The sequence below is a fragment of the Arthrobacter sp. 01T414 genome, from assembly GCF_056398965.1.
Genome location: NZ_JBFTQK010000001.1, coordinates 99,783 through 115,370, shown reverse-complemented (window position 1 = coordinate 115,370; position 15,588 = coordinate 99,783). Strand labels below are relative to the sequence as shown.

Annotated in this window: 12 protein-coding genes; 6 read left to right on the top strand and 6 right to left on the bottom strand. The window is 69.1% G+C overall.

Annotation, left to right across the window (positions count from 1 at the left end):
* Positions 1-354: 354 nt before the first annotated feature.
* Together AC1DK9_RS00470 and AC1DK9_RS00465 are read right to left on the bottom strand one after the other, a co-directional pair.
* Positions 355-1,761: an MFS transporter gene (locus AC1DK9_RS00470; protein ID WP_476914685.1), complete on the bottom strand. Its 1,407-nt coding sequence runs from the start codon at positions 1,759-1,761 to the stop codon at positions 355-357.
* A gap of 61 nt (positions 1,762-1,822) precedes the next feature.
* Positions 1,823-2,860: an Lrp/AsnC family transcriptional regulator gene (locus AC1DK9_RS00465; protein ID WP_476915229.1), complete on the bottom strand. Its 1,038-nt coding sequence runs from the start codon at positions 2,858-2,860 to the stop codon at positions 1,823-1,825.
* 143 nt (positions 2,861-3,003) lie between these two features.
* Here AC1DK9_RS00465 and AC1DK9_RS00460 point away from each other — a divergent pair, with 143 nt between their 5' ends.
* Together AC1DK9_RS00460 and AC1DK9_RS00455 are read left to right on the top strand one after the other, a co-directional pair.
* On the top strand, positions 3,004-4,263 hold the full coding sequence (locus AC1DK9_RS00460) for a M20 metallopeptidase family protein (RefSeq protein ID WP_476914684.1): 1,260 nt from the start codon (positions 3,004-3,006) through the stop codon (positions 4,261-4,263).
* A gap of 23 nt (positions 4,264-4,286) precedes the next feature.
* Positions 4,287-5,576 carry an MFS transporter gene (locus AC1DK9_RS00455; RefSeq protein ID WP_476914683.1) on the top strand — a complete coding sequence of 430 codons (1,290 nt, stop codon included), beginning with the start codon at positions 4,287-4,289 and terminating at the stop codon, positions 5,574-5,576.
* Positions 5,577-5,712: 136 nt separating this feature from the next.
* Here the strand turns inward: AC1DK9_RS00455 and AC1DK9_RS00450 are convergent, their stop codons facing one another.
* Positions 5,713-6,942: an MFS transporter gene (locus AC1DK9_RS00450; RefSeq protein WP_476862616.1), complete on the bottom strand. Its 1,230-nt coding sequence runs from the start codon at positions 6,940-6,942 to the stop codon at positions 5,713-5,715.
* 215 nt (positions 6,943-7,157) lie between these two features.
* Here AC1DK9_RS00450 and trmB point away from each other — a divergent pair, with 215 nt between their 5' ends.
* Together trmB and AC1DK9_RS00440 are read left to right on the top strand one after the other, a co-directional pair.
* Complete coding sequence (gene trmB / locus AC1DK9_RS00445) at positions 7,158-8,081, top strand: tRNA (guanosine(46)-N7)-methyltransferase TrmB (RefSeq protein WP_476862000.1); 924 nt, start codon at positions 7,158-7,160, stop codon at positions 8,079-8,081.
* A 169-nt stretch (positions 8,082-8,250) separates the two neighbouring features.
* The gene (locus AC1DK9_RS00440) at positions 8,251-9,069 is read left to right on the top strand and encodes a DUF1206 domain-containing protein (RefSeq protein ID WP_476862615.1); all 819 of its coding nucleotides are present in this window, start codon (positions 8,251-8,253) and stop codon (positions 9,067-9,069) included.
* Positions 9,070-9,109: 40 nt separating this feature from the next.
* On the opposite strand, the gene AC1DK9_RS00435 is transcribed toward AC1DK9_RS00440, so the two are convergent.
* Both AC1DK9_RS00435 and AC1DK9_RS00430 read right to left on the bottom strand, forming a co-directional pair.
* Positions 9,110-9,784 carry an anti-sigma factor gene (locus tag AC1DK9_RS00435; protein ID WP_476914682.1) on the bottom strand — a complete coding sequence of 225 codons (675 nt, stop codon included), beginning with the start codon at positions 9,782-9,784 and terminating at the stop codon, positions 9,110-9,112.
* The gene (locus tag AC1DK9_RS00430; protein WP_476914681.1) at positions 9,781-10,281 is read right to left on the bottom strand and encodes a sigma-70 family RNA polymerase sigma factor; all 501 of its coding nucleotides are present in this window, start codon (positions 10,279-10,281) and stop codon (positions 9,781-9,783) included. Before AC1DK9_RS00430 ends, AC1DK9_RS00435 begins: the two co-directional genes overlap by 4 nt.
* Before the next feature lie 153 nt (positions 10,282-10,434).
* Here AC1DK9_RS00430 and AC1DK9_RS00425 point away from each other — a divergent pair, with 153 nt between their 5' ends.
* Positions 10,435-10,977 (top strand): COG4315 family predicted lipoprotein, encoded by a 543-nt coding sequence (locus tag AC1DK9_RS00425; protein ID WP_476914680.1) that lies wholly within the window; start codon positions 10,435-10,437, stop codon positions 10,975-10,977.
* Here AC1DK9_RS00425 and AC1DK9_RS00420 read toward each other — a convergent pair.
* Complete coding sequence (locus tag AC1DK9_RS00420) at positions 10,974-11,891, bottom strand: DMP19 family protein (protein ID WP_476914679.1); 918 nt, start codon at positions 11,889-11,891, stop codon at positions 10,974-10,976. The genes AC1DK9_RS00425 and AC1DK9_RS00420 overlap by 4 nt on opposite strands.
* Positions 11,892-12,053: 162 nt before the next feature.
* Between AC1DK9_RS00420 and AC1DK9_RS00415 the strand changes: the two genes are divergently transcribed.
* Complete coding sequence (locus AC1DK9_RS00415) at positions 12,054-15,515, top strand: DEAD/DEAH box helicase (RefSeq protein WP_476914678.1); 3,462 nt, start codon at positions 12,054-12,056, stop codon at positions 15,513-15,515.
* The last annotated feature ends 73 nt before the right edge of the window (positions 15,516-15,588 follow it).

The following is a 15,588-nucleotide window of genomic DNA, read 5'->3' as shown; positions in this document are numbered from 1 at the left end:
GGCCCCCGGCGCCGGTTGGACCAGGGGTTCGCCGAAGAAAAGTCAGGTGATCAACCGGGCTGCCTGCAAGCTTTCGCGGGCCGCCGGGACCAAATAGAACGCGTTCATCGACGCAGGATGTGCCTCTCACATGAATAAAGCCCACGTCCTGCGCTCGGAAATCCGGAGGAATCCTGCAGGGGATGCGGCCGGTTGGCCGAGTCCAAAGTGGGCATCACTGCACATCAAGTTCCTCCAGTCTAGCATCTGCGTGTGCCCTCCCGTTTTTCGACTCCGCCCAACTAGCTCGCAGTTGTTGTCGTTTTGAGCCTCCATAACGACAACAACTGCGAGTCAGTTGGGTGCGGAACGCGCCTAAGCCGGGCCGGCGCCGGACACGCGCGGGGCGACCGCCACGCCCAGGACGCCGATTGCCGCAGTGAGCGCGAAGACCCCCGCGAAGGGCGCGGCCCCGCCGCCCGCCGTCGTCGTGAAGGCAGCGAAGACGATCCCGGTGGAGGCGAGCGCCAGGGCGCCGCCGAGTGAGTCGGAGATGGACATGGCGGAACTGTTGAAGCCCTCGGTGTCCTTGGTGGACAGCGCCAGGGTCATCACGCTCAACCGCGGATACATCAGCCCCATACCGCCGCCGGCGAAGATCCAGCCGGTGATCGCGACGGCGGCCGGCCAAGCCAGCAGCGTGGTCGCGAGCGCGAGCAGGACGGCGCCGAGGATCAGCGCGGAGCCGATCCTGATCGCCCGGCGGTGCTCCAGCCGGGCTCCGAGCCTGCCCTGGATCGCARAGGCCGCGGCCCAGGCGAGCGCCCCGCCAGTGAGGGTCAGCCCGGCGAAGGTGGGCGTGAAGACGTAGCGTTCCACCAGCAGGTACGGCAGGTATACCTCCGCGCCGAAGAAGGCCGCCGACGCGAGTCCCCGGGCGAGGATGACTGCGGGCAGGCCGCGCCGGGCCGTCAGCGTCCCGCGGGGCACCAGCGGGCGCACCGCCACCAGCGCGACGACGACGGCGGCCGCCGCGAGCGCCCAGCCCGCCGCCGGCAGTTCCACGGACAGGTTCAAGCCGAGGACCGCGAGCGCTGCGAGGGCGGCCCAGGCCAGCCGGCCGTAGTCCCACGGCCGGACGGACGAACCGCCGTCGTCCGAGCCGCCGGGGAGCCCGCGAAGGGCGGGGACAATCATGAGCAGGGCCGGCACCACCAGGCCCACCACGCCGAGGAAGACCCAGTGCCAGCTCAGCAGTTGAGCCACCAGGCCGGCGGCGAACGGRCCTACAAGTGACGGGATGACCCATGCCGCGGCAAAAGCGGCGAAGATCTTGGGGTGCAGCACAGGCGGGTAGACGCGGGCCACCACCACGTAGAGGGCCACCGTCATCGCGCCGCCGCCGAGCCCCTGGACCAGCCGCCCGGCGAGGAGCACGGCCATGGTCCCTGCCGATCCGGCGATCAGCAGGCCCAAGACGAACAGTGCCACGGACGCATAGAGCGGGCCGACCGGGCCGCGCCGGTCCGACCAGTTCCCTGCGGCCACCATCCCGATGACGCCCGTCGCCAGCGGACCGGCGAACGCCAGCGCATAGAGGCTGGCGCCGTCCAGTTCACGGCTGACCAGCGGCATGATGGTGGTCACTGCTAGCGACTCGAAGGCCGCCAGGAACACGAGGGCCAGCGCGCCGAGGCTCACCAGCAGGTAGCTCCGGTGGAAGATCCCGCCGGTCTCCGGGGCGGGGTCAACACGCGGCTGGCGCGGGAGTTTTCGGGGCACGTGCCACAGCCTACAAGAGGCGCAGCCGGCGGAAGCGTCCGCCCCTACGGTCCGGCACGGCTCACCCTGCCGCGTCGAGGCCCTGGGCCGGAACCACGACGGCGCCGCTCGCCCGGGAATCCGGATTCAGCATCCAGCCCACGCGTTTGACCGTGCTCAGCATGACGACGCTTTCGACCAGATCGATCCCGGGCACCTTCTGCTGCAACGCCAGTTCAATGCTCATGACATCCGCCAGGGACTGCAGCCACATGACGATCACAAAGTTGGTCGGGCCGGTAGTGGAGGCGCTGAGCCGCACATTCCGTATGGTCCGGAGTTCGGCGGCCGCCGCCTCGTGCCGTCCGGCAGGGACGTTGACGAACCACTGGCAGGTGACGGGAAAGGCCGAAAACCGTTGGGCGACCTCGCAGCGGAAGGACAGGATGCCGCTCGCCAGCACCCGGTTCAGCTGGCGCTGGACGGTGGCCGGATGCCTGCCGAGCCCGCGGGCGATCTCCGCAGCCGTCGCCCGGCCGTCCTTGGCCAGGAACGGCAGCAGCGCCAGGTGGCTGGCGGGGAGGTTCTCCCGGGCGGCAGCCGGGATGCCTCCGGTGGCCTCGGCCCCGGCCAGCGCCTTCACGGTGGCCTGCTGCGCACGACTGAGCACATTGAGCCGCCAGGATCCGCCGCTTGCGTGCAGCCTGGTGCACAGCGCGGTCTGGTACTTGAGCAGCCCGTCGATCTCTTTCAGCCTCGAGACCACCTTCGTGCTGAAGTCATCAAGGGAGGGCGTGATGACGGTCAGCATGAGGTCCCGGTTGCTGGCGGCCTCCTCTACCGTGATGATTTCCGGCATCTCGGCCAGCCGGGCGGTGACCTCCGCGCGGCGGTGCATCTCGCAGTCCACGGCGACAAATGCCAGGCACATCTGGTGCGGGTCACCGATCAGGTGGGCGGTGATCCAGGAAACGCCGGCATCCCGGAGCCGCTCCCAGCGGGCGGCGAGGGTGGTGGCGTGAACGCCCAGCACCTCGGCGGCATCGGCCCAGCTCAGCCGGGGTGCGATCTGCAGGACGTTGATCAGGGCGAGGTCATCTTCGCTGAGTTCAAGCAACAGACCCTCCTCTGTGCATAAAAAATGTGAATTCGCGCGCCTGGTGAATTTTTCCAGCCCTTTGGCGGCTTGTGAACCGCATCACTTCAGAATAGTCGAGGAAGCCCCCGCTGGGCTCACCCTCCCCCGACCATCAAGGAGAACACGTGCCGATCACCGCAGACGCCCGGGAAATGCAGCCGGACCTTGCCCGCTTCCGCCACGAGCTGCACCGTGAGCCCGAGATCGGGCTGGCACTGCCCCGCACGCAGGAGAAGGTGCTCAAGGCGCTCGACGGGCTCGGGTACGAGATCACCCTGGGCACGGACACCACCTCGGTCACCGCCGTGCTGCGCGGCCAGGGGTCCGGCAACGGCGCGGAGACGCGCCCCGCGGTGCTCCTGCGGGCGGACATGGACGGTCTTCCGGTGCAGGAGAAGACGGGAGTGGACTTCACGTCCAGGGTCGACGGCGCCATGCATGCCTGCGGCCACGACCTGCACACCGCCATGCTCACCGGCGCCGCGACGCTGCTGGCCGAACGGCGGCACCGGCTGGCCGGCGACGTCGTGCTGATGTTCCAGCCCGGCGAGGAGGGCTTCGACGGCGCCGCCCACATGATCCGCGAGGGCGTGCTGGACGCCGCCGGCCGCCGGGTGGATGCCGCCTACGGCATGCACGTCTTCTCCGCACTGGAGCCGCACGGCACCTTCTGCACCAAGCCCGGCGTCATGCTCAGCTCCTCCGACGGCCTCATGGTGACCGTGCTGGGCGCCGGCGGACACGGCTCGGCCCCGCATTCGGCCAAGGACCCGGTCACCGCGGCCGCCGAAATGGTCACCGCCCTCCAGGTCATGGTCACCCGCCAGTTCAACATGTTCGACCCGGTTGTGCTCTCCGTCGGGGTTCTGCAGGCCGGCACCAAGCGCAACATCATCCCGGAGACCGCCCGGATCGAGGCCACCATCCGGACCTTCTCCGAGGCCTCCCGGCAGAAAATGATGGACACCGTGCCGCGGCTGCTGAAGGGCATCGCCGCAGCGCACGGGCTCGAGGTCGACGTCGACTACCAGCAGGAATATCCGCTTACCATCACGGACGAGGACGAGACCCACACCGCCGAGAATGTCATCGAAGGCCTGTTCGGCGACTCCCGGCTCGCCCGCTGGGCCACGCCGCTGAGCGGTTCGGAGGACTTCTCGCGGGTCCTCGCCGAGGTCCCCGGCACGTTCATCGGGCTGAGCGCCGTCCCCCGCGACGCCGACCACGCCACCTCCGCGTTCAACCACTCCCCGTACGCCACGTTCGACGACGCTGTGCTGTCCGACGGCGCGGCACTCTATGCGGAGCTTGCCGTTTCCCGGCTGGCTGCCCTCGCGGCCGCCCAGGCCCCCGCTGCGGCCAACGCCGCCTCCACCCTTTCCTAGCCCTACCCCTGAGGGAGAAACCCATGACAGCAACCGCGTCCCTGCCGACGGCAAACCGGACCTCCACCCGCAAGACGATCATCGGCACCGGCATCGGCAACGCCGTCGAGTGGTACGACTGGGCGATTTACGCCACGTTCACCCCGTTCATCGCCAGCCAACTCTTCAGCAAGGCCGATCCCGCCTCCGCCGTACTGTCCACGCTCGCGATTTTCGCCGTCGGCTTCGTGGCGCGGCCCTTCGGCGGTTTCCTGTTCGGCTGGATCGGCGACCGGATCGGCCGCAAGGCCTCCATGACGCTGGCCGTGGGGCTCGCCTCGGTGGGCAGCCTGATGATCGGCATCGCACCGACGTTCGCCGCTGTGGGCGCGTGGGCCTCGTTCATGCTCCTGGTGGCACGCCTGGTCCAGGGCCTGGCGCACGGCGGCGAGCTGCCGTCGTCGCAGACCTACCTGTCCGAGATGGCACCTAAGGAACACCGCGGCTTCTGGGCCACCCTGATCTACACCTCCGGCACGGTGGGAATCCTGTTCGGCACCCTGCTGGGCGCGGTGCTGAACATGGTCCTGAGCACCGAGGTGATGAACGCCTGGGGCTGGCGCATCCCGTTCCTGGTCGGCGCCGCCATGGGCCTGTACGCGCTGATCATGCGGTCCCGGCTGCACGAAACGGACGTCTTCGCCGGCGAAGCGACGGCGGAGAAGCGCGCCCCGATCTGGCCGCAGATCGTCCGGCACCGCAAGCAGGCCCTGCAGGTGATCGGCCTAACCGTCGGCCTTACGGTGATCTACTACATCTGGGGCGTCGTGGCCCCCAGCTACGCCACCACCGCACTGAAGATCGACCGCGGCGAAGCGCTTTGGGCCGGTGTGATCGGCAACATCGTGTTCATCGCGGCGCTGCCGTTCTGGGGCAAGCTCTCGGACCGGATCGGCCGCAAGAAGGTGCTGTGGTCCGGGGCGATCGGCGCAGCCACCATGCACTTCCCGATGACTGCACTGCTCAAGGATTCGGCCTGGCAGCTGGCCGTCAGCATGTCCGTAATGCTGATTTTCATCGCCGCGAGCGCCGCGATCGTTCCCGCCGTTTACGCCGAACTGTTCCCCACGAGCATCCGCACGGTCGGCGTCGGCGTGCCCTACTCGATCTGCGTGGCTCTGTTCGGCGGGACCGCACCCTACCTCCAGCAGTGGCTCGGCACGAGCCTCCAGCTGCCGCAGCTGTTCAACGTGTACGCGGTGATCCTCCTGGTCATTTCCGCCGCGTGCGTGTTCACCATTCCGGAAACAAAGGGCAAGGACCTCACCCTCTGACCTGGCGCGCCCCTGGGTTGCTCTCTCACTTGTGGCTGCTCTGAGGGGTTCAGAACAGCCATAAGTGAGAGAGCAACCGGCGGATGCCGGGAAGTGTGGGCGGGGCCGGGCGGGCCAGACACGGCCGGGGTTTGGGTCAGCCGCCGACGAACCGGTCCTTGCCGGCCCGGTAGCCGAACACGGCGGCCAGCGACCCGACGACCAGAAAGAGCAGTCCGGCCGCGGCGAAGGATCCCGTGGCCTGGTGCAACTGGCCCACCAGCAGGGTCCCGACCGACCCGACACCGTAGCCCACCCCCTGCATCATGCCGGACAGGTGGGCTGCGGTGTGGCCGTCGCGGGTGCGCAGCATGATCATGGTCAGGGCCACCGCGGTGAGGCTGCCCTGGCCCAGGCCCAGCAGCCCGGTCCACACCCAGACCAGGTCCAGGGGGCCGAAGATGCTCAGGGCAAACCCCCCTCCGGTCATCAGCGCGACCACGGTGTTGATGGCGCGCTGGTCCCGGAGCCGGGCGGCGAGGGCCGGGGCAAAGAGCGAGCCCAGCATCTGCAGCACGATCGAGGCGGACACGATCAGTCCGGCAGTGCCGCCGTCGACCCCGCGTTCGCGCAGGATCGGCGCGAGCCAGGCGAAGACGCTGAAGGACATCATCGCCTGCAGCACCATGAAAATCGTCACCTGCCAGGCGATCGCCGAGCGCCACACGTTGACGCCGCCGGCGGCCATCTGGTGCCGCCCGTGGGGCTGGGCCACCGCCAGCGGCAGGAACAGCAGGAGCGCGACGCCGGCGGGCAGCGCCCAGAACCACAGCGCCGCCGTCCATTGACCGGTCGCCCTGAACAGCGGGTAAGTGAAGCCGGCGCCGAGGGCCGCTGACGCGCAGATCGCGGTGGTGTAGAGCCCGCCCATCAGGCCGAGACGGTGCGGGAAGTCGCGCTTGACCAGGCCCGGAAGCAGGACATTGCAGAGTGAGATGGCCGCGCCGCAGGCTGCCGTGCCGGCCAGGAGCGCGGGCAGGTGCCCGGCGCCGGGTAGGTCCAGGGGACGCAGCAACAGGCCAGCGGTCAGCACGGCCATTGCTCCCAGCAGCACCCGCTCCGCGCCGAAGCGGCGGGCCAGCCGCGGCGCGAGCGGGGCGAACACGCCGAGCAGGGTCACCGGGGCCGTGGTCAGCGCCACGACGGCCCAGCCCGGCAGGCCGGCGTCGGAGGTCGCCTCCGGAAGGACCGCGGAGAAGCTGGAGAAGACAGTGCGCAGGTTCAGCCCGATCAGCACCAGGCAGACGCCCAAATAGGCCAGCGTCCGGCGGCTGCCGAGCACGGTGGGTCCCGCGGCGGGAACGTCGTCCGCCTCGGCGTCCACCAGGGGATCCACCCGGTGGGGCGGGGCGGCGTCGTCGGCGGTGCGGGCGCGCCCGGGCGCGTTTCTTGGCGTGGTCACGGACCCATTCTGGCAGGCCTGCAGCGCCGCCCCGAAAGCATGTCCGAGCCGCGATACGGACGCCCGGGCCCTGCCCCGTGTGGCCGGGCGGCAGCCCTTCAGTCCGCCGGGGGTGCGCCAACTCCACTATTCTGGAGGTGATGAGTGAATCCCCAGAATCCCCCGAAATGCCGCAGCCTCCCCGGCCGGTGACCCCCGGCAGCCAGGCGTCGTTCGGCACCTACGGCGGCCGGCCGGTCAGTTTCGTGCGCCGCGGCACCCGCCTGCAGGGGCGCCGCCAGGCCGCGTGGGAAGAACACTCGGACCGGTGGGCGGTGGAGGTCCCCCGACACATCGCCAACACCTCCGTGCACCCCGACTACGTGTTCGACGCCGAGGCCGAGTTCGGCCGGAAGGCGCCCCTGATCGTCGAGATCGGCTCGGGGCTCGGCGACGCCGTCTGCCATGCGGCCGAGGAGAACCCGGACAAGGACTTCCTGGCCGTGGAGGTTTACACCCCGGGCCTGGCCAACACCCTCATCAAGATCAACAGCCGCGGCCTGAGCAACGTCCGGGTGGTGGAAGCCAACGCCCCCGAGGTGCTTGCCACCATGCTCCCGGAAGGCTCAGTCACCGAGCTCTGGGTCTTCTTCCCCGACCCGTGGCACAAGTCCCGGCACCACAAGCGTCGCCTCATCCAGCCCGCCTTCGCAGACCTGGCGGCCCGGGCGCTCAAGCCCGGCGGTATCTGGCGCATCGCGACCGACTGGTCCAACTACGCCGTACATGTGCGCGAGGTCCTGGCCGGCTCCCCCGACTTCGAGAACCTGCACGAAGGCGAGCGCAGCGGCGATGACAGCCCGCTCACCCAGGTCTGGGAATCGGGGGTGGAGTCCGTCGTCGGCGGGGCCCCGGTCAAGGAGGGTCGGGCGCCGGTCAGCACGGAACACACCGGCCCGAACGAGGGGGTCGACGAGACCGGCGGCTGGGCGCCGCGGTTCGAAGGCCGGATCCTGACGAGCTTCGAGAACAAGGCCCACGAGGCCGGGCGGCTCATCTTCGATCTCTGCTACCGGCGCCGCTAACACCCGCACACAGCCTTACTCAGCCCAACAGGGGGCCTAGCCGGCGGCGAGCAAAGGCAACCGCGGTAAAGGTGCTGTTGCGCAGCAGATTCCCATGGCACGATTACCGAAGATGCATGGTTGGCGCCGGTAAGACGCCAGCACAGCCTGAAGACGCGAAGGACCGATCATCAAAAGAGAACTCAAAGACGCCGCCGAAGTCGCCGAGGACGTCACCAATTCCAAGCCGCTCGAATACGCGGCACGGGCAGGCTTCGCCGTTTCCGGCATCCTGCACTTCCTGATCGGTCTCGTCGCGATCCGGCTCGCAATGGGCGGCCGTGGCCAGGCTGATGTCAGCGGCGCCGTTGAGGAACTAGCGAAGCAGCCGGCCGGACCGGTGCTGCTGTGGAGCGCCTTCGCAGCCTGCGTCGCCCTCGCCATCTGGCAGACCAGCGACGCGGTGTTCGACTTCAGCCATCTGCCCACCAAAGACAAGGTCGCCAAGAAGCTCAAAGCCGCCCTGCAGGCAGTGGTCTATGCCGGGTTCGGGCTCACGCTGGCGTCGGTGGCCCTCGGCGCCCATGCCGATCACCGCCGTTCCACCAGCGACCTCACCGTGCAGCTGATGAAGGCGCCGGGCGGTGTGCTGCTGCTGATCGTCATCGGTGCCGCCGTCGCCGTGACCGGCGTCGTCTACGCCATCCGCGGCTTCCGGAAGTCGTTCCTCAAATATCTGCGCCTGCCCGCCAATGAACACACCCGCACCGCGGTGACCGTTGCCGGCGTCGCCGGCTACGCCGCCAAGGGGGTGGCCCTGCTGCTGACCGGGTTGCTGATCGTGATCGCCACCGTGAAGGCCAACCCGGCGGAATCGACCGGGCTCGACGGCGGCCTGAAGGCCCTGCGTGAGCAGCCGCTCGGCGTCTACATGCTGGCCGCCGTCGGCGCGGGCCTGATCTGCTACGGCATCTTCCTGGCGGTACGGGCCCGGCTCGCCCGGATGTAGCAACCGGCCGCCGGTCCGACAGTAAGGCCGCCGTCCGGCCTCAAGGGCGCGGAACCGTGATGACCGCGACGGCCTGCTGCTGGCCGTTGCGCATCTCGATGCTGGCGATGCTGGCCAGCTGCAGCGGAGTGGCTCCCGTGATCCGCACCTTTCCGCTGGGGGTGGCCGTCCACGAGCACGCCCGGTCTTCGCCGCCGTCGCGGCCCTTCACCCAGAGCGAGAGCGTGCCGTCCACGGGCATGCTCCTGCCATCGACGGCCAGTTCGGTGCCCCACGTCTTCTTCACCAGCCCCACGCTGAGCTGCAGCCCGTTGCCGGCCGCCACCGAGTAACTGGCATCCGGTTTGGGTTGCTGCGCCAGCAGCGGCCCGGCCAGGAAGCCCACTGCCAGGCAGACGGCGGCGACTCCCGCCAGCGCGCCGGACCACAGCAGCCGGACCCGGCGACGTTGCGCTGCGAGCCTCGTGAGCAGGGCCCCCGGAAGCAGCCCCGCGGGAAGCGGTGCCGGCTCGGCCGTCCTGGAAGGCGTGGTGAGCGCGACGGCGTCGGACACCGGAACCGCGTCGAGCAGCGCCGGCAGGCTGGCGAGTTCCTCGAGGCCCGCGCGGCAGTCCCGGCAATCGGCGAGATGCCGTTCGAAAGCCATGGCCTCCTCCGGTTCCAGGCCGCCGAGCAGATACGCGCCGAGCAGTTGGTGGAGCTCTGTACCCGTCACTGCTGCACCCCCATCTCGTCGAGGATAGTTCGCAGGGCCCGGACGGCGTAGTACGCCCGGGATTTCACCGTGCCGGCTGGGATATTCAACTGCACGGACGCCTCTTGGACCGTGAAACGGCGGTAGTGAAGGGCCACCAGGACGTTTCGGTGCTCGGCGCTGAGCCGCAGCAGCGCCTCCTCCATCAGGACCCTGTTGAGCAGTTCGTCGACCCGTTCCGCGGCGCCGGCAGGGTCCGCGAACTCACGCTCCACGGCCTCGCGCGGCCGCCGCTGGGCCTTGCGGTAGTTGTCGATCATGATGTTGCGCGCGGTCCGGAACAGATAGCTGCGCAGGCTGCCGGTGATCTGCGGCGCCTGCTGCCACACGCGCAGCACCGTTTCCTGCACGACGTCGTCCGCCAGTTGCGGGTCATGGCAGGCGCCCAGGACGAACCGCCGCAGGGCCGTACCGTGCTCGCGGTAAATCGCGGCCACGACGTCTTCATCCAGCGGCATGCGGCACCTCCCGGGCTTGGTCCCTCTGCCCCACTAGGACGTATATGCCGGCCCGTAAGTTCAACGGAACGCCCTTGAACCATTCTTCACCCGCCGCCGTCGTATCAGCTAGCCGGACAGCGAGATGGCCGGCACCGAGCCAAGGAGCCAAAAATGACCAAGCACTTCGGCGCCACCCTGTCGGCCCTTGCCCTCGCCGTCGTCGTTTCCGGCTGCGCTGGGGGCAGCGGGACCACGACGACGGCGGCGGCCTCCCCGGCGCCGACCACGTCGGCAGCAGGCACAGCGGCGCCGGCCACAGCGGGGTCCAGCACCCCGGCGTCGGCCGCTGAATTGAAAACCGCGTCGACCAGCGCCGGACGCGTGGTGGTGGACGCAAAGGGCATGAGCGTCTACCTCTTCACCAAGGACACGAAGGACTCGGGCACCAGCGCCTGCACCGGCTCCTGCATTGCCGCCTGGCCGCCGGTGCTCGCCCGTTCCGAGGCACCGGCGGTGGACGGCATCACCGGCAAGGTGGGCACCATCGCCACGCCGGACGGCAAGAAGCAGCTGACCATCAACGGGATGCCCGTCTACTACTACGCCAAGGACCGGGCGCCCGGCGACGTCACCGGCCAGGGCGTCGGGGGTGTCTGGTTCCTCGTCAACCCTGCGGGCGAGATGGTCAGCTCCGCCGCCGGCGGCGGCTACTAGGCGCCGGCGCCGAAGCCGGCGTCGAGCTCCTCCTCGACCTCTTCCTCGAACTCGACGGCGGCAACGATCTCCCGCGTCTCGGGGTGGATCATGTACGCCTCCTCGTCGTCCTCCAGCATGAGGAACTCGCCCTGGTCGGTAGTGAAGTGCCAGGCCAGGACCCGCTCGCCGTTGTGCCCGTGGTTCGGGTCGCCCATGGTGATCTTCAGCAGGGTATGACCCGCCACCTCGCAGAGCTCCCGGATGATCAGTTCGAACTCCGGAGCACTGCTGAGTTCCTCCTCGGCGGCCGCCGCCTGGCGCTCCGCCAGGTTGGGGATCCGGGCCACCCGTTCGTGGATGTGCCGGTCGAGTTCGTCCTCGTCCAGGACCAGCAGGTCCGGCTGGCTGCGGAGCCAGGCGGCGTTGAGCGCGACGATGTCCTCGGTTTCCAGCAGCGGCTCGAACTGGTCGTCGAGTTCCTCCAGGAGCTGGACGGCCTCGGGCGGGGCACCGCCGTCGTCGGCGCCGTCTGCGTCGCCAAGCTCGGCGTCGCCGTCAAGGTAGGCATCCGCTTCCTCCTCCGAGAGCGAGTCATAGGCCGCCACGCTGCGGTTGAACAGATCCAGGTGCGCGGTGGCGCCCATGCCTGCAAGCCCTTCGCGGACATACGCGTCGATCTCTTGGCGCTCCGGGACGGTGAAGACGTACTGGGCGAAGCCGCCGCCGAGCGCCTGGGTCAGGTAGAAGTCCACGTAGTAGCTGCGCAGGGCGCTGGCCGCGATTTCGTCGGCATCGAGCAGCTCCGCGTACATGGCGTTGACGATGTCCACATTGTTGTCCACGACGTCCACGTTGCCGCCGTGGAGGCTCTCCCGGGTCAGGACCGGGGCGTGGCCGGCGGCGGTCGGGGTCTCGGTCAGGCTGCTGCTCATGGGGGTCCTCACGATGGTGTCTGATGCTGCTGCGATCCCTTCCACGCTATGCGCGCCCGGTTCCGGGCGGCCGAGCGGGAGGTGAACGTCCGGCGAAGTTTCCGGGTCCCGCCAGGCTGGCTAAGATGGATCAGATGACCAACTGCTGAAAGTAGTGCGCACATGCCATCCCATCCGGACGAGAGTGCGGCACTGGCAATACAGACCCCCGCAATCAACGACCGCTCCCTCGCGGCCGGGCTTGCCTACGCCATGGGAAGCCGCGTCACCGGGATGTCCTTCGATCCCGCCACCGGGCTGATGCTCGGCAAGGTCCGCGGCGGCGCCGAGGTGCCGTATTCGACGACGGCGAAGCTGGTCCGGAAGGGCGGCGGCTGGAGCTGCACAGTGGGGGTCTGCAGCTGCCCGGTCCGCAAGGACTGCAAGCACGTCGCGGCCCTGCTGTTTGCCGCCGAGGACAACCCTGCCACCCGGGTCCAGCTGCTCGCCCCCGCGGAGTCCTCCCGGCTTGCCCGCCAGCCGGCGGCGCTGGACCTGCCGGACTGGGAGCAGGCGCTGAGCCCGCTGATCGCCCGGCCGGGGATCACCCAGTCGACCAGCGGCGTCCCGCTGGCCCTGCAGTTCGAGATCGAGGAGCCGGCCCCGCACTTCTCCTACACAGGACGCCGGGACCCGCTGCGCAGCATCCGCCAGCTCAAGGCGCGGCCCGTCATCATGGGGGCCAAGGGCAAGTGGATCCGCGGCGACGTTTCCTGGAACACGCTGAGCTACCTGAATTACCGGCGTGAGTGCAACGAGGCCCATGTGGAGTGGATGCAGGAATTCCTCGCCTCGCACACGGCCCAGGCGAACCGCCAGCACGCCGGCACAGCGCCCTGGCTGGGGCTGAACACCTACGCCGGCAAGAACCTGTGGAGCCTGCTGGCCGAAGCCCGGAAGATCGGCCTCGCACTGGTCCACGGCAAGGGCGACGAACCCGTCCGGCTGGCCGAGGAGCCTGCCGCCGTCGGGCTCAACCTCACCCGGCTCGGCGCGGAGGAGGCCGACGGCGGCGGCCTGGCCCTCGCACCGACCATCACCGTCGAGGGCACGGTAGTCGATCCGGCGTCGGTCGGGACCATCGGCCGCCCCGCGCACGGGATCTTCCTGACCTCCGCCGCCGGCGCGCTGCCCGGCATCCCGCCGGGAGACTCCGGGATCACGCTGGCACCGCTGGAGGGCGGGCTCAGCGAAGAACTCCTGACCTTCGTCACCGGCGGCACCACACTGCATATCCCGGCCCGGGACGAGGGGCGGTTCCTGACCGGTTTCTATCCCAAGCTCAAGCAGACGGCCCGGGTGACCGCCTCCGACGACTCCGTTGAGCTGCCCACCCTGGCCGTGCCCACCCTGTCGCTGCTGGCCAACTACGGCGCAGACCACCGGGTGCGGTTGCACTGGGAATGGCATTACAAGGCCGGGAACCTGGTCACGGCCCAGCCGCTGTGGCGCCACCCCGGCGACCACGGCTACCGGGACGATACTGCCGAGGCCCGGATCCTGGAGACCGTGGGTCAGCCCTGGGACGTCGTCCCGAAGCTCGGCGAATCCGCCACCGGAGGCTGGGGCACGCCACGGCTGGCTGCGTCCGCGGAACTCAGCGGTTTGGACACCCTGGCCTTCACCGAGGAAGTCCTCCCTGCGCTCCGCGAGCTTCGGGAGGTCTCCGTGGACACGGCGGGCGAGATTGCCGACTACCGCGAGGCCGAGGAAGCGCCGGTGGTATCGATCTCCACCAAGGCCACCGACCAGCGGGACTGGTTCGACCTGGGCATCCAGATTTCGCTCGAGGGCCAGCCGGTGTCCTTCGCCGCCGTGTTCTCCGCCCTGGCATCCGGCCAGACCAAGATGTTGCTGCCCAGCGGCGCGTATTTCTCCCTGGACCTGCCCGAGCTGCACCAGCTGCGTGCCCTCATCGAAGAGGCCCGGGAGCTGCAGGACAACAAGGACGCTCCGCTCCAGATCAGCCGGTTCCAGGCCGGGCTCTGGGACGAGCTGGCACAGCTGGGGATCGTCGATGAACAAGCGGCCGCCTGGCGCGAGGCCGTCGGCGGGTTGCTGGAGGGCGGCGTCAAAGGCCTGCCGCTGCCCGCCACGCTCAACGCGGAGCTGCGCCCCTACCAGCTCGAGGGCTTCAACTGGCTGAGTTTCCTCTACCGCCACGGGCTCGGCGGCGTGCTGGCCGATGACATGGGCCTCGGCAAAACCGTCCAGGCCCTGGCGTTGATCTGCGCGGCCAAGATCGCAGCGGAGGCGGCTGTCCCGGAGACGCCTGCCCCGGGGGCCGACGACGGCGACGCCGCGGCCGCCGTCGTCGGAGTCTCGCCCGGTTCCTCCCCCGGCGGTGCACCGTTCCTGGTGGTCGCTCCCACCAGCGTGGTCGGCAACTGGCAGGCCGAGACCGCGCGGTTCGCGCCCGGCCTCACGGTCCGGGCCATCAGCGAGACCTTCGCCAAGAGCGGTTCGGTGCCGGCCGAGGCCATGGCCGGGGCGGACATCGTGATCACGTCCTACGCGCTGTTCCGGATCGATTACGAGGCCTACGCCTCCCGGCAGTGGGCGGGCCTGGTCCTGGACGAGGCGCAGTTCGTGAAGAACCACCAGTCCAAGGCCTACCAGTGCGCCCGGAAGCTCCCCGCCGGCTTCAAGCTCGCGATCACCGGCACCCCGCTGGAGAACAACCTGATGGAGTTCTGGGCACTGACCTCCATCGTGGCGCCGGGACTCTTCTCCAGCCCCAAGCGCTTCGCCGAGTACTACCAGAAGCCTGTCGAGAAGAACGGTGACAAGGCGCAGCTGGACAAGCTCCGGCGCCGGGTCCGGCCGCTGATGATGCGCCGCACCAAGGAACAGGTCATCCATGATCTTCCGCCCAAGCAGGAGCAGATCCTTGAGGTGGTGCTGAATCCGCGGCACCAGAAGGTCTACCAGACGCATCTGCAACGCGAGCGGCAGAAGATCCTGGGCCTGATCGAGGACGTCAACAAGAACCGCTTCACGATCTTCCAGTCGCTGACCCTGCTGCGCCAGCTCAGCCTGGACCCGTCACTGATCGATCCCTCGCTCTCCGGGGTACGTTCCAGCAAGCTGGACGTGTTGTTCGAGCAACTGGAGGACCTGGTGGCCGAGGGCCACCGCGCGCTGATCTTCAGCCAGTTCACCGGCTTCCTCGGCAAGGTCCGCGAGCGGCTCGTCGAGGAGGACATTGAGTTCTGCTACCTCGACGGCAGCACCCGCAACCGCAGCGACGTCGTCAACGAATTCAAGAACGGCGCGGCCCCGGTCTTCCTGATCAGCCTCAAGGCCGGCGGCTTCGGCCTGAACCTCACCGAGGCGGACTACGTGTTCCTCCTGGACCCGTGGTGGAACCCGGCCTCCGAGGYGCAGGCCGTGGACCGCACGCACCGGATCGGCCAGGCCCGCAACGTGATGGTCTACCGGCTGGTCGCCAAGGACACCATCGAGGAAAAAGTCATGGCGCTCAAGGCCAAAAAGTCCCAGCTGTTCGCGGACGTGATGGAGGGCGATGCCCTCTCCGGCGGCGCGCTGACGGCCGACGATCTGGCCGGACTGTTCACCGACTGACGGCCAGCCCCCTGGCGGCGAGCCGTCCAGCCCTACCGCGGGCCTACGCTCCGGGTGTCCAATGGTGCATATC